Source organism: Spongiactinospora sp. TRM90649 (genome assembly GCF_029382225.1).
Classification (GTDB): Bacteria; Actinomycetota; Actinomycetes; order Streptosporangiales; family Streptosporangiaceae; genus Spongiactinospora.
Genome location: NZ_JARLTC010000019.1, coordinates 112587 through 132625, shown reverse-complemented (window position 1 = coordinate 132625; position 20039 = coordinate 112587). Strand labels below are relative to the sequence as shown.

Here is a 20039-nt window from a genome sequence, read left to right as displayed (position 1 = left end):
ACCGGACGCGCGTCCGGACACCTGTCAGTCACCTTCACCGCCCGTACGCCGGGCGGCCCTGCGCCCGAAATGGAGCAAGCGCTTGTTTTGGCGTGCCCGCAGAAAACCCGTACTCCCCCCGGCCACCCCCGACATCACCGCCGACTCCCTGGCCGGGCTGTTCCCCGCCGTCGACGCGGCCGAGGCGCTGCGCGGCCGGGTCACCCTGGCCGGACGCCCGGCGGTCGAGCTGCGGGCCGGTCCCCACGGCGGCGTCGACTGGCTGTTCGACCCGCACGGCAACCGCTCCTGGTCGCTCAACCTGCACGCGCTGCGCTGGATGGGGCGGCTGGTCGTGGAGTACGAGCGCGCGGGAGGCGAGGAGTACCTCGACCGCGCCACGGCGATCGCCGAGGACTGGGTGCGCGCGAACCCGCGCGGCGGCCACGGCGTCAGCGAGTGGGCCTGGGCCGAGCACGCCGTGGCCCTGCGCGGCCCCGCGCTGGTCTGCCTCAGCGCGCACGTGCGGGCCTCATGGCTGGCGGCGTCCCTCGCCGAGCACGCCGCCGTGCTGGCCGACCCCGCCCTCTACCGCGAGGGACACAACCACGGCCTCGACCAGGACATCGCCCTGCTGCTGATCGCCCGCAGGCTGGGCGACGACGAGCGGATGGGCCTCGCCGTGCGCCGGATGACCGCGTCGGCCGAACTGGCCGTGGACGAGCAGGGCGCGCTGCACGAACAGGCCCCGCGCTACGGCGTGTACGTCCATCGGCGCATGGGGACGGCCATCCGGATCATCCGCGGCTGCGGGCTGCCGGTCCCCGCCCCGCTCACCGCGCGGCGCGCCGTGCTGGAGTCGTACATCGCGCACGCGACCCAGCCGGACGGCCGGATCGTGGCGCTCGGCGACAGTCCCGCCGACGCCAGGGCGCCGCGCCTCACCGGCGACCGGCCGACCGTGGCGATCTTCGAGGCGGGTTACGTCTTCGGCCGCACGGCGTGGGGCGATCCGCGCTCCGCGTACTACTCCATCCGTTTCGGCCCGGGACGTCGGTTGCACGGCCACGAGGACCACCTCGGCGTCACCTACCAGGCCGGCGGGCACGACGTGCTGGTGGAGGGCGGGTTCGACTCCTACGAGAAGACCGCCTTCCGGGACTGGACGATCTCGCCGGAGGCGCACAACGTGCCCGTCGTGGCGGGCGCGGCGTTCCGGCCGGGGACGGCGACCGTGCTGGAGAGCGCGGCCGTCGAGCCCGGCAGGCAGGTCTACCGGCTCCATGACGACGCGTACGGCGTGCGCCGCACCCGCACGGTGCTGGTCGTCCACGATCCCGATCTGCTGGCGGTGCTGGACGAGGCGCCCGCCGGGCTGAGCGCCCGCTGGCACTTCGCCCCCGCGCTCCGCCCGGTCGCGACCGGCGAGGGCCGGGTCGTGCTGGCCGACGGCGAGCGCCGGGTCACCCTGGTGCGGCTCGCCCCGCCAGGAGATCGGCCGCCGCCGGACCCGCTCGCCGAGCGCGGCCAGGTGTGCACCGGCCACCTCAAGCGCGCCGAGGCGACGGTCGTGGTCTCCCCCGCCGCCCGGCGGTCGCTGACGCTGATCGTGCCGGGCGACGACGCCCCCGAGATCGCCGTCGCCCCGGACGGCGGGCTCACCGTGCGCACCCGGGGCCGCGTGGCCGTCCTGCCGCCCGGTCTCGCCTGGACGTGACGCGATCGCGGAGGCCCCCGGCGGGGCCTCCCCGATCTGCCGCGCGGCGGGATCAGCCGACGTTGCAACCGGCCTGCGACGGGTTGGACAGGATCGGCACCTTGGCGTTGATGACGTTGCCGATCACGTTGGCGTTGCTGCAGCCGGCCGGCGCGACGGTGGCGGCGGCCGGACCGGCGAGGGCGAGGGTGGCCAGCGCGGCCGCGAAACCGAGGGCGACGATCCTGGACGAGGTACGCATGAGCGAGTCCCTTCCTTCGGTGGAACGTTTCCCATTGATTATCACTCTCGGTCGCCGATTGATTACAGTAAGCCCTGGCTGCTCGGGGGGCCATTATTGCCGCACTCGGCAGGCCCTAATCAATGCCGCTATGGCGACGTTATAGGGCGGAAATTCCCGGTAAATGATTGGAGATTTCCAATGCGACCGGATAGAGGCGTCGATGATCGACTCTTCGGGGCGCCGATCATGCCGCTGCGCACGAGTACTCGAACTGGCGTACGGTCCAGGCGACGCCGGACGGAGGCGATCCGCGTCGCACGCATCTCGGCGAACCTCTTGACTTGGCCCCCGGCATGCCACGAATACCCCATAATCTAGTCACATGTCGAAACGGGGGATGAGCCCAGCCGAATCTGGTTCCAAGATCGCGCTACTCGTGGGCGCGGGCGTCGTCGCGGGGGTGCTGGTCGCGGGTATCGCGCTACCAGCCGTGGGCGGAGTGGGACTCGGCGTGGTGTCGGCCAAGGACGAGCTGAACCTCAATCCCGAGGATCTCAAGGAACCGCCGCTGGCCGAGCGGACCACCGTGGTCGATTCCAACGGCAAGCAGATTGCGCAGTTCTACGAGGTCTACCGCGAGGTCGTGCCGCTGTCGGGCATCTCCGAGGAGATGAAGAAGGCGATCGTCGCGATCGAGGACTTCCGCTTCTACGAGCACGGCCCCATCGACATCGAGGGCACCCTGCGCGCGCTGGCCACGAACCTGCACTCCGGCGGGGTCAGCCAGGGCGGGTCGAGCATCACCCAGCAGTACGTCAAGCAGGTGCTGGTGAACCAGGCCGACAGCAAGAAGGAACGCCAGAAGGCCACCGAGACCAGCTACGCGCGCAAGCTGAACGAACTGCGCTACGCGATGGCCATCGAGAAGAAGTACAGCAAGGACGAGATCCTGGCGAAGTACTTGAACATCGCCTACTTCGGGGCCAGCGCCAACGGCGTCGAGGCGGCGGCCAAGCGGTTCTTCGGGGTCAAGGCGTCGGAGCTGAGCCTGGCGCAGGCCGCCACGCTGGCCGGAGCGGTCCAGGAGCCCAACGCCACCGACCCCAAGCTCGGCAAGAAGCATCGAGACCGGCTGCTGCACCGGCGCAACGTGGTGCTCGACCGGATGGCCGAGCTGAAGAAGATCACCAGGGAAGAGGCGGACGCGGCCAAGAAGGAGAAGCTCGGCTACAAGGGCACCCCGCTGCCCGGCGGCTGCGAGGTCAGCCCGTACCCCTACTTCTGCATGTACGTGCGGCACGAGATCCTGAGCAACCCCGACTTCGGCAAGACCGCCAAGGCCCGGCTGCAGTTCCTCAACCGGGGCGGCGTGACCATCAAGACCACGATCGACACCAAGATGCAGGAAGCGGCGGACAAGGCGATCCGCAAGCGCGTCTCGCCCACCGACTACGCGATGGCGTCGGAGGCGCTGGTCGAGCCGGGCACCGGGGAGATCAAGGCGATGGCCGCCAGCCGTGACTTCGGCGGTGTCAAGCGCAAGAAGCAGATGTCCTACAACGTGGTCAGCGACGCCAAGCACGGCGGCGGCACCGGCTTCCAGGCCGGGTCCACGTTCAAGATGTTCACGCTGGTCACCGCCCTGAAGCAGGGCATGAAGGTCAACGACGGCCTGGCCGCCGGAGCCGGGTTCAGCACCGGCTACTCCGGCTTCAAGAACTGCAAGGGCCAGAACGTCGGCGACCCCTCCCACACGGTGACCAACGACGAGGGCTCCCCCGGCTTCCGCACCCTGCAGACCGGCACCTGGGGCTCGATCAACACCTTCTTCATGGCCCTGGAACAGCGGGTCGGCCTGTGTGACGTGATCAAGACCGCGAAGTCCATGGGGATCAAGCGGGCCGACGGCCTCCCGCTGGTCGAGGTCCCGGTGTTCACCCTCGGCGTCAACGAGATGGACCCGATCACCGTGGCCAGCGCCTACGCGGTGCTGGGCGCGCGCGGCAAGTACTGCGAGCCGATGGCGATCAGCCAGATCACCGACCGGAACGGCAAGGTCACCAAGTACAAGCCGAAGTGCCGCCAGGCGATCGACCCCGAGGTCGCCGACGCCGCCGCGCACGTCCTGGAGGGCGTGTTCACCAAGGGCACCATGCGCGGGGTCGGCGGCATCGGCCGCGACGCCGCCGGTAAGACCGGCACCACCGACAGCCAGTCCACCGCCTGGTTCGCCGGCACCACCCCCGACCTGGCGGGCGCCGTGAGCATCGGCGACCCGCGCGGCGCGGTGAACCACAAGCTCAACAACGTGACCATCGGCGGCCGGTACTACGGTTCGGTCTTCGGCGCCACCATCCCTGGGCCGATCTGGAAGGACACCATGATCGCCGCCCTCAAGAACGTGCCCAAGACCTCCTTCAAGCCGATCAACTCCGCCCGCTTCGGCGGCTGTGGGTCGGCCTGCGCCCCCAAGAAGCCCAAGGAGGACAAGCGCGGCGAACGTCCCGAGAACGTCGTGGAACTCGGCCGCGAAGAACGCTGACCGAACTTCTGCGGGCCGCCGCGATCCGGCGGCGGTCCTGCGGGAGCTGTACCGCAACGCCGTGCGCGCGTGCCGCCGCCGCGACGCGTCGGCGGCCCGGCCCTGGCGGGGCAGGATCACCCTCACCGAGGGCGCCGACGATCGGGGCGCCTACCTGGAGTGCGCGGACAACGGGCTCGGCATGGGGATCCGCGAGCTGACCGAGGCCCTTTCCCCCACAGGGACCGGGGCGCTCGGTCACTGCGCCCTCGTCGGCGACCTCAGCGTGACGACCCGCCGTCCGGACGGCCCCGTGCTCCGGGCCCGCGTCTCCGAGTCGGGTGTGCCGCCCCGCGTCGAGACCGGCGAACCCGGCGGAGACTCCTTCACCGTCGTGCGGCTGCGCCCGAGCGCCCCGATCCCGGCGGGTGTCGACCTGCTCCGCGCGATCCTGTGGGTGGCCGACTACGAGGTCACGGCCACCGGCGCGAGCGGCACCGAGACGTGGGCCGCCGGCCGCCTGTCCGCCGGTGCGCCGATCGGGGCCGGGGACCCCTTCGCCCCTGACGCCGCGCGCGTCGCCGCCCTCGTGATCCCGACGGCGTCGCCCCGGGTCTGGTGGTGCGACGGCGAGGGCGGCGTGCTCACCGACGGCCTGTGGACGGGCGAGAGGCTGTTCGGCGCCGTCGTGAACCTCACGGGCACCGCAGGTGGCGGCGACGAGGCGGAGGTGGAGCGGCTGCTGCACGCCCAGATCCCGTCGCTGCTGGCCGAGGGCGCGGACGTGCTGGATCACCGGTGGCTGTCCGCCCTGACCCCGCGCGATCCGGGGCTGGCGGACGCCATCGCGGCGCGGGCCGCGAGCGAGCCGGACCGGCCGTGGACGATGGCCGGACACCAGATCGACCTCGGGCGCGTAGGGTGCTTCCCCGCCGACGAGGCCCTGTTCCGCGCGGTCTCGCACGGTACGCACCACCCCGGCCGCGAGGTGTGGTGGATGCCGCGTCAGGTGCAGCTCTGGCGGCTCCTCGCCTGGCGGGACGTCGCCGGGTTCGGCGGCCTCGACACGACCGGCACGCCACCCGGCCCGCTCGCGCGGCCGTCCGACCAGGTCCTCCTCCAGGACGGCGACGCGGTGACGCGCGGCAGGCTCTACGGCCCTGGGCCGCAGGCGTGGCTCGACGCCGGGCGTCCCGTCCCCTGGGGACACGTCCTGACGGCGGCGCGCGCGACCGGCCGGCGCGTCGCAGAGGTCGTGGACCGACTGGCCTCGCTCGGCTTCGAGATGCGCCCGTCGCGGAGATCCCCGAGCGGCCCCCGGCGGAGGACCTGCGGCTGCTCAGCCACACGTGCGACGGTCTGCGGCCGTGGCTCGACCCCACCGCGCCGGTCCCGCCGGGACATCTGGCCGCGACCGGTCTCGTCACCGGCCTGTCGCCCGGTGAGATCGCCCGCCGGGCGGCGGCGCTCGCCAGGCGGGGGCTCGCGGAGGTCGCCGGACGGCTCGCGTCGTTCGGGCACCTCGTCCCGGACACCGCGCCGCTGCCCGCCCGGCCGGAACAGGACGACCACGTCCTGCTGAGCGCGCACCTCGACGGCCTGCCGCCGTGGCGGGATCCGGGCGCACCGGTCGGACCGGGCGTCCTGTTCTGCGCGTCCGCCGCGACCGGCCGAGCCGTCGGCGAGGTCGCCGGGCGGCTGCGCGCCTACGGCTTCACGGTGCTCGCCATGCTCGCCGCGCCTGTCGTGCCCGGGGAGCCGGACCATGACGACGTCGTCCTGCTCAGCCGGGGACTCGACGGCCGGGCCCCGTGGATCGATCCTGAACAGGAGGTGGCGCCGTCGCACCTGGCGCGTGGCGCGTTGGTGACGGGGCTGACGGTGGGAGGGGTCGCCCGGCGGCTGGGGCGGAACGGGTGCCGCCTTCCCGGGGGTATAGGGGCGTCCTTCTGAGGCCGGAACGCCACAAGGCACGGCGGTCCCCCCTCATAATTGGTGATCTACGGTGGAATTGGAGGACTTCCAATGCCGGAGATCGACGCACTACGGCCGGGCGACCCCGCCGAGATGGGGGGTTACCGGCTCACCGGGCGGCTCGGCGACAACGCCTACGCCGCGCGGACGCGTTCCGGGGAAGCGGTGGTGATCAAGCTGCTGCACCCCGACGTGGACCGGGAGCGGTTCCGGGAGGTCATCCAGCCGCTGCAGGGATTCTCCGCGTTCTACACCGCGCGGGTCCTGGCGACCGGGGTCCACGAGGACCGGCTCTACGTGGTGAGCGAGTACATCGACGGGCAGACGCTCGCGCACACCGGGGGCGGGATCGTCGGGGTCGGGCTGCACCGGCTGGCGGTGGGGACGATGACCGCGCTGGTGGCCATCCACCAGGCCGGGATGGTCCACGGCGACCTGCGGCCGGGCAACGTGGTGCTCGGGCCGGACGGGCCGCGAGTGATCAACTTCGGGGTGGCCAGGGCGATGGCGGCCTCGGCCTCCGGGATCACCCGCAAGGTCGAGCCGCCCGCCTACACGGCCCCCGAACGCCTCGACGGGGCCGCGCCCTCCCCCGCCGCCGACGTCTTCTCCTGGGCCGCGACCATGGCGTTCGCGGCGGCCGGGCGCTCGCCGTTCGACGGCGGGTCGATGGCGGGGACGGTCAACCGGGTCGTCAACGCCGAACCCGAGCTGCCCGACCTCGGGGAGCTGCACCGGCTGATCGCCGCCTGCCTGGCGAAGGACCCGGAGGGCCGGCCGTCCGCCAGCGACGCGCTGCTCCGGCTGGTGGGCGACCCGAACGTGCTCACCTCCCAGGTGGGCGTCACCCCGGCCCCGGCGAGCCGGGAGACCGCGCCCGCCAGGCGGAGCCGTGGCCTGCTGACGGCCACCGCCGCCTTCGTGGCCGGGGCGCTCGTGGCGGGCGCGGGCGTCTACTTCCTGGTCCCCGATCGGGCCGCGGGGAACGTCGCCGCGACGGGAACCCAGGGACGCCCCACCCCCGACCCCGCCGTCGTCACGGCCGCGCCCGACATCACCCCGAGCACCACGGTCGCGCCGTGGGCCGCCGTGGAGAAGAAGGCGGCGAACGACGTCGAGCTGACCGGGGCGAAGGTCACCCTGCACGAGCACCCCCGCGATCCGGTGCGGCTGCAAGCGTACCTGGAGACGACCGGCAAGTTCGGCGCCTACGCCCGCGACCGGACCGGCGCCTTCAAGCAGGTCGCCAGCGGGGAGGAGCCGGTCCTCTCGCCGGACGGCGCGTGGGTGGCGCTGAACCCGTGGCTGAAGTTCCAGAACTCCGACACCGACCTGGTGAAGTTCGTCAGGCCGGAGACGGGCGAGCAGTTCACCGTCTCCACCGTCAAGAAGCCGATGACCACCGTGTACCCGGTGTGGTCCAGGGACGGCGGCCGGCTCCTGCTTTCCGTGCTCAACGGCAAGGAGCCCGAGGCCAACGTGGGTTTCGTGGTCGTGGACGTGCGGACCAGGAAGGCCACCTACGTGGAGACGGAGTACACCAACGACGCGGCGCTGGCCTTCACCTTCACCCCGGACGGCACGGTCGCCAGGGGCTACTGGGACGGCAAGCGCAACGGTCTGGAGTACTACAACCTCTCCGGCCAGGTGATCCGGACCCTGCACTGGGTCGGCAAGCCGCGCTCCCGCGACTGGTTCTCCCCCTCCGGCGCCCAGTTCGTCACCGTGTGCCCCGACGAGGAGCACTACTGCGTCTGGGACACCAAGACCGGTGACCGCAGGGCCACCGTCGACGCCGGCGAGGAGAGCCAGCTCCTCGGCTGGTTCAACGAGAACCACCTGCTCGTGCAGGACCCGGTGAAGGGAAAGGCGAAGAAGGCCCAGCAGGTCAAGGTGATCGACTTCCTCGGCGTCACCAAACGGGTGCTGGCCGACGTGGTGCCGCTCAAGGCCGCGATGCAGTTCGGCCCCGCGGCCCGCCGATGAACGCCGCCCCGCCGTTCCCCGCGCCGCTCCAGCCGGGAGATCCGGCGCTGGTCGGCGGCTACCGCATCACCGGCAGGCTGGGCAGCGGCGGACAGGGCGTGGTCTACCTCGGCGAGGGCGACGGCGGCAGGCGAGTCGCCGTCAAGGTGATCCGGGCCGACCTGGAAGGAGGCGACACCGCCGGCGCGCTGGCCAAGGAGATCGGTCTCGCCCGCCGGGTGAAGGCGTTCTGCACCGCCCAGGTGCTCGACACCGGCGAGTCGGGCGGCGTGCCGTACATCGTGAGCGAGTTCGTGGACGGGCCGAGCCTGGCGCGGGTGATCAAGGAGCACGGCCCGGTGCGCGGGGCGGAGCTGCGCCGGGTGGCGATCGGGACGCTCACCGCGCTCGCCGCGATCCACCAGGCCGGGGTGGTGCACCAGGACTTCAAGCCGGGCAACGTGCTGCTCAGCCGCGAGGGTCCGCGCGTGATCGACTTCGGCATCTCGCGGGCGCTGGACGCCACCGAACCGGCCGCCGAGGGCCTGGTCGGCACGCCGCCGTTCATGGCCCCCGAGCAGTTCGCCGGTCAGCGGGCGGGGCCGCCCGCCGACCTGTTCGCCTGGGCCTCGACGATCGTGTGCGCGGCGACCGGCCGGCCGCCGTTCGGCGGCGGCGCGCTGCCCGTGGTGATCGGCAACATCCTGAACGGCCGCCCCGAGCTGGGCGACCTGGACGGCGAACTGCGCGACCTGGTGCTGCGCTGCCTGGCCAAGGACCCCGCCGAGCGCCCCACGGCCACGCGGGCGCTGCTGGCCCTGCTCGGCCATCCGGTGCCCGAAGTGCGGCTGCTGGCCGAAGGACGTGAGTCGGCCGCCCCTCCCCCGCGCCGCCGCCGGACGCCGGTCGTCGTGGCCGCCGTGACCGCCGTGCTGGCGCTCGCCGTCGCGGCCGGGTTCTTCCTGCTGCGCCCGCCGGACCCGCCCGTGCCGGTGGCCGCGCGCACGTCCGCGCCGCCGCCCCCGTTACCCAGGGGCGGGAGGATGCCGGAGACCTCCACGTCCGAGCTGACCCTGCCAGACACCGCCCTCACCCTGCACGAGAACGCCGCCGACCCGGTCTGGGTCTCGACCTACGTCGACCGGCGCGACCAGACCCTCGGCTGGCCGTCGTACCTGCGCGATCCCCGCTCGCGCCGGTTCGCCTACTACGGCGGGTTCCAGGATCCGGTGGCCTCTCCGGGAGGGGCCTACGTGGCCGCGCTCTCCGGGGCCAGGCTCACCCGCTCCGACTTCGAGACGATCCGCCTCACCGACCGCCTGACCGGCCAGGACGTGCAGATCAGGACCGTGACCAAGCCGAAGAGCGCCGGGCATGTCCGGTGGCGGGGCGACGGCCGCGCGCTGCTGCTGACGATCTACCCGGACGCCCGGGCGAAACGGACCGAGGGCTTCATCGTCGTCGATCCGGCCGCCAGGACCGCCAGGGCGGTGCCGCTCCCGCAGGGCCACGACTCGGCGTACCTGTGGGGCCCGGACGGCGAGACGGTGCTGCACCAGGCGGCGGGCGACGCGGTCGCCGTCCTCGACCTCGGCGGCAAGGTGCTGCGGACCTTCCCCGGCGTCGGCGCGCTGATCCAGTCGAACGCCACGACGACCACGGCCGGGACGGTGTTCGCCACGACCTGCCCGGACGTGTCGGGGGAGAACGTCTGCCTGTGGGACGCGGCCACCGGGACCCGGCGAGCCAAGATCGACATTCCGGAGCGGGCCCGCGTCCACGGCTGGCTGGACGACCGGCACCTGCTCGCCACCGTCCCCGGCGAGCGCAGGAGCCGGGTGGTGATGCTGGACCTGCGCGGCAGGGCCGTGCGGACGCTCGCCGAGGCGCCGCCGGCCGAGCTGGACGACGTCGTCCTGTGGTTCACCGCGAAGTGACGCCTCAGGCGGGCGCGGCGACGCGGTCAACGATGGCGTCGGTGCCCTCCTCGCGGGCGCAGTGCGCGCAGCAGAACCAGCGGTTCCCGGCCTGCACGCCGTGCCCGATCACCCGGCAGCCGCAGTGCTCGCACACCGGCGCCATCCGCTGGATCGCGCACTCGAAGGAGTCGAAGACGTGCGTCGCCCCCTGCGCGCGGATCTCGAAGGCCATGTCGTAGTCGTTTCCGCAGGTCTCACAGCGTGCCACGGTGTCCCCCAGTCGAAAGCGCCCCCCGGCGTGAGGCTTACCCGCGCGAGCGCCGGGGCATGCCACGCGGCTCCCTGCCCCGGGCACGCGGCAGGGAGCCGCATCGGCGATGAGGAGCCGTACCGGCTCCGGGGCGGGCGAGGCGTCCTGCCTGCCTCCGCGAAAGGCAGGTCGCCGGGCACCGCGTGCGGGATCACCGCGATTCCGGGGAGGTCGTGCGAGGCCGTCGCTCAGGCGGCGACGGGCGCCCGGTGTGGAGCCACCACTGAGCCGTCCGGCAGTAGCAGCCCGGTGTCCTCGAACAGCAGGATGCCGTTGCAGAGCAGGCTCCACCCCTGGTCGGGGTGCGATGCGATCACGTGGGACGCTTCCCGGTCAGGGGAGTAGGCGCTGGGGCAGGTCGGCTGGTGCTGGCACATGATGGCACCTCTCAGGTGGCGCTCCAGTGTGCGGTCAGGCGGTCGCGCTCGTGCTCACATCCACAGAATGGCGCACGGCGCTGGCAGTCCGCTTGCAGAACGCTGACCGGCGAGTCGCGACTTCGTAGTGCTCGCCGGCCTCCACTAGTTTGCTGTGGAACGCCCCCTCTCCTGTGGAGTCCTCCCCCGATGACCATCGCCCTGCGCGCCGCTCTGGCCTTCGCCCTGCTGGCAGGCTTCTACGTGCTGGTCGGGCTCGTCTTGGCCGCCGCCGTCTTCTTCGACGTCTACCTGTTCGTCGATCTGCACGGGCGCGGCGTCCAGCTCGCCGCCCTGTTCACACTCGCCGCGGCGGCGCTGGTCAGGGCGCTGTGGATGGTCAGCAAGAAGATGGGGGGCGAGGAGCCGGGCGTCGTCGTGGACCGGTCGCGCGAGCCGGTGCTGTGGCGGACGGTCGAGGAGCTGGCCCAGCGCGTGCGCACCGCCCCGCCGGACGAGATCCGCCTGGTCGCAGAGGTGAACGCGGCGGTCGCCGAGGACACCCGGCTGCTCGGCCTGCGCGCCACCCGCCGCCGGATGTACATCGGGCTGCCGCTGCTGTCCGTGCTCACCGTCGACGAGCTGCGGGCGGTGCTGGGCCACGAGCTCGGCCACTACTCAGGCGCGCACACCCGCCTGGGCGCGCCCGTCTACCGGGGCCGGGTCGCGCTGCTCACGACGGTGGAGCACCTCGGACGGCATCCGATCCTGCGGCGCGTCTTCGTCGCCTACGCCAAGGTGTACCTGCGGGTGTCGCTCGCCGTCTCACGCCGCCAGGAACTGGAGGCCGACCAGATGGCGGTGGCCATCGCCGGGCGCGCGGCGATGGGCCAGGCGCTGGACAAGATCGAGTTCACCGCGCTGGGCTGGCGGATGTACATGGACTCCTACATGAGCATGTCCGGCGCTGGCGGCAACCGTCCCGGGCAGGTCATGTCCGGCTTCCAGGCGATGATGGCCGAACCGGCCAGGCGGGCCGAGCTGGCCACGGCCGCGCGGGAACCGGCGGAGACCTCGCCCTACGACTCGCACCCGAGCCTGGCCGAGCGGCGGGCGGCCATCGCCGCGCTGCCGGATCCCCCGCACGCCCCCGACCGGCGTCCGGCCACCGCGCTGCTGGCCGACCCCGCCGTGGCCGCCGGGGCGGTGGAGAACACGATCTGGTCGCCGCAGGCGCTGACCGGGCTGCGGCCGGTGTCGTGGGACGACATGGTCGCCTCCGGGATGTACGAGCTGCGCAACGCGGAGGCGCTGCACGACCTCTCCGTGGCGGGGCAGCGGGTGATGGGCACGCCGCTGCCGTACCTGGACGCCGCCTTCGAGGCGCTGGCCAGGGGGCAGGTCACGGCCCTGGAGCGGGAACTGCTGCAGCTCGGCTGGAAGCCGTCGCCGACGCTGGTCGGCGGGGTGCTCGGGCAGGCGCTCGAAGCGGTGCTGATCAGGCACGGCGAGGCCCGCTGGCGGCTGTCGTGGTCGGGCCCGGCCAGGCTGTTCTACACCGACGGCGAGGAGGTCTCGCTGACCCACTACGCCGCCAAGGTGGCGAGCGACCCGTCGTCGGTCCCCGGCCTGCGGAGCTGGCTGGCCGAACTGGGCGTGGCGCCGGACTTCACGCCCCCGGCCGACCGGCCGACGGCCCCGGTCGCCTAGCGGCACAGGTCTCAGAGCGGCGGTCAGGCCGGGCACGCCTCCTGGTACGGCAGGCCGGGCGCGACCGACCGCCACTCGCCCTCCGACAGCGTCCGCCCGGCACGGCGGCACGCCGCGCTCACCAGCCAGTCCGGATCGACCCGGAGGACGCGCAACCCGCCGTCGGCGTCCAGGACGGACAGCCGTCCGCCGTCCGGTGACAGGGCCAGCGTCCTGATCCCCGTCGCCTGGCCGGTGGCGCGCGCGGTGATCGGGCGTCCCAGCACCTGGCCGGTGCCCCCGTCCCACAAGGTGACGTCGCCCGCCGCGTCGGCCGTGGCGAGCAGGCCCGAGGCCGAGAACGCCAGGTCCGTGACGCCGCGCCCGCCGCCGCGCAGCGGGAGCCTGACCGGTTCCGGCGTGCCGGGCCGCCACACGATCAGCGGGTCTGCCGCGGCGAAGGCGGTGCCGTCGGCGGCGAAGGCGGGCGGCGTGCCGGCACCGATGGCCGGCGCGGCGGCGGGACGGCCCGTCGCGGCCGAGAGGTAGCCCGTGGCGTCGTCGCCGATCGTGACCACGGACCCGCCGTCGGGGGTGAAGGCCACCTTCCCCGCCACGCCGACGTCGCCGCGCCAGCGGACGGTGCCGGTCCAGAGGTCCCACAGGGTGACGCGTGAGGCCGGTTCGCCCGCCCCCGCGCGCGGGCCGAGGGTCGCCAGCGACCGCCCGTCGGGGCTGAACGCCAGCGATTCCAGGTGGCGCAGGCCCGGCTCGTCCAGGGACGTCACGACGCCGCCCTTCGCGATGTCCCACACCACGGCCTCGCCCTCCTCGCCGTGCCCCGTCACCGCGAGCAGGCGGCCGTCCGCGCCGAAGGCGGCGCGGAACGGGTCGTCGCCGTCCTTGCGCCGGACCTTCACCACCAGGCGGCCCCGGTCCCCTGGGCGGGAGGGATCGCTCAACCGGATCTCCCCGGCGTCATCGTCGCGCCCGGCGGCGAACCGGCCGTCGGGGCTGAGCGCGCCGTACCGCTGCGGCCCGGGCGTCACGGGCCCGAGGTCGAGGGTCATCACCGTGTCGCCGTCCAGGTATCGCAGCGCGGTGCCGTCGGGGTCGAAGGCGGCGCGCGGGGCCGGGCCGGTCCGGGAGGCCACGCCGCTCGGCACGATGTCGTGGTCCAGCACCATCGTGCGGTCGCGCAACCGGTAGACCTGCACGTTCCTGGTCGTCACCGAGGCGAGCAGGGCGCCGTCGCCGTTGAAGCGGAGCCGCCCGCCGTTCCAGCCCGGCAGGTCGCCCGCGCCCCGGGGTTCGCCGCTCTTCGCGTCGTAGAGGCCCACGCGGTCGCCGAACCCGGCGGCGAACACCTGGCCGTCCTCGCGCGAGGCCAGGACGCGGCCGCAGTCCCGGCAGCCGGGCAGCAGCTCCCGGCGCTCGCGCCCCGGCAGTGAGACCCGGCCGATCCCGCCGTCCGGGCCGGGGGTGAGGACGGCGTCGCCGCCCGGCGGCACCGACGGGCCACAGCAGCCGACGACCGGCGTGCTCCGGCCGCTGCGGGTGTTCCACACGGTCACCTCCCGTTTCCCCGGCACCACCAGCAGATCGTCGGCTGCGTCGTAGTACACCGCCGGGGCAGCGCCGCCCGGCTTCAGCCGGAACGCGGGGGAACGCCGCTCCCCCGTGCCGATGTCCCAGACCCGGATCTCATCGCCCACGACGACGGCCAGATCACGGCCGTTGGGGCTGAGCGCCGCCGCCCTGGCCTGCTCACCCGGCGAACCGCGAAGCTCGAAACGGCCGGTGCGCCTGCCCGTCCGCACGTCCCAGATGTACACCTCGCCGCCGCTCACGCTGACCAGGATGCGGCCGTCCGCGCTGAGCGCGCGGGCCGCGCTCGCCGCCGGATCGCGGAAGGCCGCCGTCTCCGGCTGGACCAGCGAGGCGGTCAGCGCCTCGCGTGTCTCCGGCACCTGGGCCAGCCGCCAGGCGGCCACGCTGAGCAGCATCGCCCGCGCCGGATCGGTGGCGCGCAGGTCGCTCGCCACCCCGGCCAGCCTGCGGGCCTCGGCCTCGATCCGCTGCGCGCCGACCATGACGCTCTTCGTCAGCACGATCGCTCCCGCCGCCAGCGCCAGGACCAGTAGCACCGACATCGCCGCGACCAGCAGGCGGCCCCTGCGCACCCTGCGGCGGCTGAGCGCGGAGGCGGCGTCCAGGTAGTCGCGCTCGGCGGGGCCCAGCGTGACGTTGCGGCGCAGCGTGGCCGCCCAGCGCATGGCCTCCTCCAGGTCACGGCCGATGGGCAGGTAGGCGTCGGCGCGCCCGCGCTCGTGCCACCGCCTGGCCCCCGCCGCGATGACCTTCTGCGCGGCGAAGCCGTCCCGCTCGGCCGCCACCCAGGCGCGCAGCCTCGGCCAGGCGTGGACCAGCGCCGGACGGGTCAGCGTGGCCTTCTCCTCGGACACGGTGACCAGGTAGGAGAACACCTCAAGGACGCGTGCCACCTCCGGCCGGCCGTCCCGCAGCTCGGCGAGCGGGGCCGCGCGCAGCCCGAGCCCGCCATCGGCGGTGACCGTGACCAGGCGCAGGAACACCTCGGGGACGGCCACGCGCTCCCCCGGGTCCAGCGTCTTGTAGGCGTGCTCGGCCAGCGTGCCCAGCGCCGGGGCGCCGAGCGCGGGATCGTCGGGCGCGGTGCGCACCGCGCGCGCCTCCGAACTGCCCTGGGCCAGCAGGCGCTCGATGTCGGCCCGGCCCTCCCCGCTGATCAGCGCGTCCAGCAGGGTCCTGGCCTCCGGCCGTCCCGAAGGGTCCTTCCCGAGCGCCGCCTCGACCAGGTCGCGCAGCTCGACCGGCAGCGCGGTGAGGTCGGGGTCGGTGGACAGCACCCGGTGCATCACCGCGCCCAGGCTCGCCCCCTTGAACGGGTCCGCGCCCGTGGCGGCGAACACCATGATGCCGCCCCAGGCGAACACGTCGGCGGCCGTGCCCGCGCGCTGGCCCGTGAAGATCTCCGGGGCCATGTAGGTGGGAGTGCCCGCGACCAGGCTCGTCGAGGTGAGCGACAGCTCCATGACCCTGGCGATGCCGAAGTCGATGACCCTCGGCCCGTCCGGGCCGAGCAGCACGTTGTCCGGTTTGAGGTCGCGGTGGATCACCCCCGCCTCGTGGATGGCGGTCAGCGCGGTGGCGATCGCGGTGGCCAGCCGGTGCAGCTCGTCCCCCGAGAAGGCACGCCCGCCGACGATCGCCTGACGCAGGTTCGGGCCTTCCACGTACTCCGAGACGATGTACGGCCGCGCGCCCGTGAGGTCGGCGTCGAGCACGCGGGCGGTGCAGAACGAGGCGACCCGCTGGGCCGAGGCGGCCTCCCCTGCCAGGCGTTCACGCAGGCCCTGCCGTCCGTCCGGGTCGCCGCGCAGCACCTTGATCGCGACTCTCCGGCCGTCGGGCGCGTACGCCTCGTAGACCACGCCCTGACCTCCGGCGCCCAGCCGCGCGGACAACCAGTACTCGCCCAGCCGGTGCGGATCCCCGTCGCCCAGCGCCTGCGCCATGTCTGCCCCCTGCATCCGTAGCTGGCGTGTTGGACGCCTCCAGGGGCGACAAAGTTCTCGGTCATCGCGGGCAAATATCTTGGTAGGGCACTCCGGCGAAGTAGACCTCCCAATCCTTCCCGGTGAAAGTGCGCCCGGCCCTGGCACAGACCGCGGTGGCGACCCGGTCCGGGGCCACGGTGACGCCGTACAGCCCGCCGTCCTGGTCGGTGGCGTAGAAGGTGCCGCCGTCGGTGCTGAACGCCTGACTGGACAGGAAGTCGTGGGTCAGCGTGATCGGCCGCCCGAGCCGCCGCTTGGCGTCCGGGTCCCAGAACTGCACGGTGCCCGAGTGGACACTCGCCAGCAGGTCGCCGCCGGGGGCGAAGACCAGCCCGTCGACGCCCGTGGTGATGCCGTGCAGGACGGGCGGCATCGGTACGCGCCGGGCGGAGTCCCACAGCGCGATCCGGCCCGCGGTCCCGGCCACCGCCATGGCCGTGCCCCTCGGCGCGGTGGCCACGACGCCGCCCTGCACGTAGCCGCTGCCGGCCGCGCGGCCGGTGGCCGCGTCCACGAAGCGGCCGTTGCCCAGCACTAGGACGCGGCCGTCGGCACTGTAGTGCAGGGAACCCGGCTGCTGGTCGGGACGCGTCTCGCGGACCTGCCTTCCGGTGCGGGCCTCCCACGTGATCAGCCGGTAACCCTCGGGAGGGAAGGGCTGGATGACCGACGCGGTGAGCCACCTGCCGGTCGGGTCGAACGCGACGTCCTCCACGAAGTACGGCTTGGGCGCCCGATATCTCCACAGTTCCCGGCGCGTGGGCACGTCCCACACCTGCAGTGTCTCGCCGCCGCCGAGCCAGCCGGCCAGGGTGGTGCCGTCGGGCCCGAAGACCGCCGGCACCCCCGCCGAGGCGCTGCCGGGGAAGACCCCCGCCGGGCGCGCCTGCCGGACGTCCCACAGGTGCAGCCCCTTGTCGTAGTTCTCGTTGGTCATCCAGCGCCCGTCCGGGCTGAGCAGGCCCTTGCGGACGCCGGGGGCGCGGACCGCCTGGACCCGGCGGGCGACCTCGACCGTGACGACGGTGTCGTCGAGCAGGTAGCGCACGGTGTGCCCGCCGGCGTCGGCCCAGGCGTCGCTCACCACGCCGTCGGCGGTGTGCACCAGCAGGCTCGCCCAGGTGGCCACGTCCCACACGCGGACCGTGGTGCCGGTGAAGCCGACCAGCAGCCTGCCGTCCGGGCTGAACCTGAGCCCGCCCGCCGAGAACACGACGTTCGGGGACTCGTCGTCTCCGGCCCACGGCCAGGTGACCTTGCCGGGCGGCGCCGGCAGCCGCCGCCCGGTCGCGGTGTCGAACAGCCTGATCTCGGTGCCCGCGCAGGCCAGCAGGCGGCCGTCCGCGCTGAACGCGACCAGCTTCGCCTCCGGCCCGCAGGAGCGGGGGAAACGGGTGTCGCGGGCGCCTCCGGGGAGCCGCCGGACGTCGAGCCTGCCATCCGGGAGGGACGCGGCCAGGTCGCCGCGGCGGGCGACGGCGAAGCCGTTGATCCTGTCCCAGGCGACGGGGTGGATCCTTTTCCCGGCGTAGTCCCAGAGCAGGATCACCTCGCCCACGTAGCCCACCGCGAGCGTGGTCTCGTGGTCGCCGAACCGGACCATCCGGCTGTCCGCCCGCTCCACCCGGCGCTCGCCGAGCCTCCTGCCGGTCATCGTGTCCCAGACGGTCAGGCGGTCGTCGCTGAGCACGGCGACGGCGGAGCCGTTCCGGTTGACGTCGAGCGTGTCGCCGACCACGGTCGCGCCGTCCGGCCACTGCCACGCCGCGCGCTGCCGGCCGGAGACCACGTCGAACACGCGGACGCCCTTCTCCTCGACGCTGACCATCGTCCGGCCGTCACGGGCCACGACGCGCTGGCCGATCCCGCCCACCGGCGGCGGACGGTAGACCCCCTCCTCCGGCCCGTAGAGCGAGGACATCAGCGCGGATCTGGCCTCCAGCCCGGGGGCCAGGCGCCAGGCCGCCACGCTGAGCAGCATCGCGGTGACCGGGTCGGTGGTCCGCAGTTCCTCGGCGGTGGCGGCGGCCCGCCGTCCGCTGGAGAGGGCGAGCTGCTCGGCCAGTTGGCCGCTCTGGTAGTACGTCAGGCCGCCGCCGGCCAGGGACAGCACGAGCAGCAGGGCCAGCGCGGCCGTCACGACCCGCCTCCGCCGGGTGCGGGTCCTGGTCATCCGGCTGCCCGCGTCGAGGAAGTCGCGTTCCAGCCTGCTCAGCGTCAGGTGCCGCCTGCCGGTCGCCGCCCAGCGCAGCGCGTGCTCCAGCCGGGCGTCCTGGAGCAGGTCGCCGTCCCTGCGTCCGCCCTCCTCCCAGCGCCGGGCCGCCGTCGTGAGGGCGCCCAGCACGGCCAGGCCGTCGCGCTCCTCCTCCACCCAGGACCGCAGCCGCGGCCACGCCCGTAGCAGCGCCGGGCGGGACATCCCCACCCGGTCCTGCTTGACCGTCAGCAGGTAGGCGAAGACGTCGAGAATGTGCCGGACCGCCTGCGCCTCGGCCTCGGGCCTGCCCTCCAGCAGTTCGTCCTTCCGGGCCCACCGCACCGTCTCGGCGCCGTCCTCGCCGACGGCGACCAGCCGCAGGAAGACCTCGGCGGCCAGCTCGCGCTCCTCCAGCGGCAGCGCGCCGTAGGCGTCCTCGGCGAGCGTGCCGAGCGCGGGGTCGGCGGTGGCGCTCACCCGCACCTCGCGCCCGGCCTGGCTGCCCTCGGCCAGCAGGCGCGGGGTGTCGGTGACGTGGGCGGCGACCAGGGCGAGCAGCAGGTCTCTGGCCGACGGCCGCGTGGCGGGGTCCTTGGCCAGCGCGGACTCCACCAGGGCGCGCAGCCGTTCCGGCAGCACGCCGAGGTCGGGCTGGTGGGAGAGCACCCGGTGCATGACCCCGCCGAGGTTGTCGGCGGTGAACGGGTCCTTCCCGGTGGCCGCATAGACCATGATCGCGCCCCAGGCGAACACGTCGGCGGCGGTGCCCGCGCGCTGGCCGGTGAACACCTCGGGGGCCATGTAGGTGGGGGTGCCCGCGACCTGTCCGGTGCCGCTGAGCGACATGCCCTCGATCCTGGCGATGCCGAAGTCGATGACGCGCGGCCCGTCCGGGCCGAGCAGCACGTTGTCCGGCTTGAGGTCGCGGTGCACGACCCCGGAGTCGTGGATCGCGGTCAGCGCGGTGGCGATGGCGGCGGCCAGGCGGTGCAGGTCGTCACCGGTGAAGCGCCGGCCGTCGCGCACGGCCTGCCGCAGGCTCGGCCCCGGCACGTACTCCGACACGATGTACGGCTTGCGCCCTTCGAGGTCCACCGCGAGCACCCGCGCCGTGCAGAACGAGGCCACCCGCTGCGCGGCCCGCGCCTCCCTTGCGAACCGGTCGCGCACGGCCACGTCGCCCGACGCGTGGAGCACCTTGAGCGCGACCCTGCGCCCGCCCTCGTCGTAGGCGTCGTAGACGACTCCCTGACCGCCCGCCCCCAGGCGGCCCGCCACCCAGTAGCCGCCGACGCGTTCGGGATCGCCTTCGAGCAGTGACCGCACGATGCTCCTTTCGCGGGGCTCCCTTCAAGGGGGCTCCCTTGGCGGGGACGCCGACGACGCATGGTTGGACGCAGCGGCCCACGACAAAGTTTGGCGCGGCCGGCCGCGTCGGGCACGCGAGTCGCGGGTAATCCGCCCCGGCCCGGCCCGCGTCCTATGTCGGCGGGCACTTACCTCGGCGCGGGGGCGTCCACGCACCGTTGCAACCGCACGCCAACCATCCGTCAACTCCGCCGGGAGATGGTCGGATCAGGACGCTGAGGA

The 20039-nt window shown here is 73.7% G+C and carries 12 protein-coding genes; 7 read left to right on the top strand and 5 right to left on the bottom strand.

What is annotated here, in order from left to right; genetic code table 11:
• Positions 1–82: 82 nt before the first annotated feature.
• Positions 83–1696: a heparinase II/III family protein gene (locus P3X83_RS22405; RefSeq protein WP_277307122.1), complete on the top strand. Its 1614-nt coding sequence runs from the start codon at positions 83–85 to the stop codon at positions 1694–1696.
• A 52-nt stretch (positions 1697–1748) separates the two neighbouring features.
• Here P3X83_RS22405 and P3X83_RS22400 read toward each other — a convergent pair whose 3' ends face one another.
• Positions 1749–1937 (bottom strand): hypothetical protein, encoded by a 189-nt coding sequence (locus P3X83_RS22400; protein WP_277307121.1) that lies wholly within the window; start codon positions 1935–1937, stop codon positions 1749–1751.
• A 379-nt stretch (positions 1938–2316) separates the two neighbouring features.
• Here P3X83_RS22400 and P3X83_RS22395 point away from each other — a divergent pair, with 379 nt between their 5' ends.
• The 5 genes from P3X83_RS22395 to P3X83_RS22375 all read left to right on the top strand — a co-directional run bounded on the left by P3X83_RS22395 (position 2317) and on the right by P3X83_RS22375 (position 10316).
• On the top strand, positions 2317–4461 hold the full coding sequence (locus P3X83_RS22395) for a transglycosylase domain-containing protein (RefSeq protein WP_277307120.1): 2145 nt from the start codon (positions 2317–2319) through the stop codon (positions 4459–4461).
• Between the two features lie 61 nt (positions 4462–4522).
• The gene (locus P3X83_RS22390; RefSeq protein WP_277307119.1) at positions 4523–6022 is read left to right on the top strand and encodes a hypothetical protein; all 1500 of its coding nucleotides are present in this window, start codon (positions 4523–4525) and stop codon (positions 6020–6022) included.
• Positions 6023–6168: 146 nt separating this feature from the next.
• Positions 6169–6393 (top strand): hypothetical protein, encoded by a 225-nt coding sequence (locus tag P3X83_RS22385; RefSeq protein WP_277307118.1) that lies wholly within the window; start codon positions 6169–6171, stop codon positions 6391–6393.
• Between the two features lie 72 nt (positions 6394–6465).
• Entirely contained in the window at positions 6466–8400 is a 1935-nt protein-coding gene (locus P3X83_RS22380) for a serine/threonine-protein kinase (RefSeq protein ID WP_277307117.1), read from the top strand.
• The gene (locus P3X83_RS22375; protein ID WP_277307116.1) at positions 8397–10316 is read left to right on the top strand and encodes a serine/threonine-protein kinase; all 1920 of its coding nucleotides are present in this window, start codon (positions 8397–8399) and stop codon (positions 10314–10316) included. The genes P3X83_RS22380 and P3X83_RS22375 overlap by 4 nt, the downstream gene beginning before the upstream one ends.
• 4 nt (positions 10317–10320) lie before the next feature.
• Here P3X83_RS22375 and P3X83_RS22370 read toward each other — a convergent pair whose 3' ends face one another.
• Positions 10321–10566: a hypothetical protein gene (locus P3X83_RS22370; RefSeq protein ID WP_277307115.1), complete on the bottom strand. Its 246-nt coding sequence runs from the start codon at positions 10564–10566 to the stop codon at positions 10321–10323.
• Between the two features lie 230 nt (positions 10567–10796).
• Positions 10797–10985 (bottom strand): DUF5999 family protein, encoded by a 189-nt coding sequence (locus P3X83_RS22365; RefSeq protein ID WP_277307114.1) that lies wholly within the window; start codon positions 10983–10985, stop codon positions 10797–10799.
• A gap of 189 nt (positions 10986–11174) precedes the next feature.
• On the opposite strand from P3X83_RS22365, the gene P3X83_RS22360 reads away from it, so the two are divergent.
• Positions 11175–12674, top strand: coding sequence for a M48 family metalloprotease (locus P3X83_RS22360; RefSeq protein WP_277307113.1), 1500 nt, complete (start codon positions 11175–11177; stop codon positions 12672–12674).
• A gap of 23 nt (positions 12675–12697) precedes the next feature.
• Here P3X83_RS22360 and P3X83_RS22355 read toward each other — a convergent pair whose 3' ends face one another.
• Entirely contained in the window at positions 12698–16210 is a 3513-nt protein-coding gene (locus P3X83_RS22355; protein ID WP_277307112.1) for a protein kinase, read from the bottom strand.
• 61 nt (positions 16211–16271) lie between these two features.
• Positions 16272–19775 carry a serine/threonine-protein kinase gene (locus P3X83_RS22350; protein WP_277307111.1) on the bottom strand — a complete coding sequence of 1168 codons (3504 nt, stop codon included), beginning with the start codon at positions 19773–19775 and terminating at the stop codon, positions 16272–16274.
• Positions 19776–20039 lie beyond the last annotated feature (264 nt).

Bases quoted from the DNA above. Each gene is read 5' to 3' on its own strand.
- P3X83_RS22400 (WP_277307121.1), bottom strand. From the start codon at position 1,937: ATGCGTACCTCGTCCAGGATCGTCGCCCTCGGTTTCGCGGCCGCGCTG.
- P3X83_RS22395 (WP_277307120.1), top strand. From the start codon at position 2,317: ATGAGCCCAGCCGAATCTGGTTCCAAGATCGCGCTACTCGTGGGCGCG.
- P3X83_RS22385 (WP_277307118.1), top strand. From the start codon at position 6,169: ATGCTCGCCGCGCCTGTCGTGCCCGGGGAGCCGGACCATGACGACGTC.
- P3X83_RS22380 (WP_277307117.1), top strand. From the start codon at position 6,466: ATGCCGGAGATCGACGCACTACGGCCGGGCGACCCCGCCGAGATGGGG.
- P3X83_RS22375 (WP_277307116.1), top strand. From the start codon at position 8,397: ATGAACGCCGCCCCGCCGTTCCCCGCGCCGCTCCAGCCGGGAGATCCG.
- P3X83_RS22365 (WP_277307114.1), bottom strand. From the start codon at position 10,985: ATGTGCCAGCACCAGCCGACCTGCCCCAGCGCCTACTCCCCTGACCGG.
- P3X83_RS22360 (WP_277307113.1), top strand. From the start codon at position 11,175: ATGACCATCGCCCTGCGCGCCGCTCTGGCCTTCGCCCTGCTGGCAGGC.
- P3X83_RS22355 (WP_277307112.1), bottom strand. From the start codon at position 16,210: ATGGCGCAGGCGCTGGGCGACGGGGATCCGCACCGGCTGGGCGAGTAC.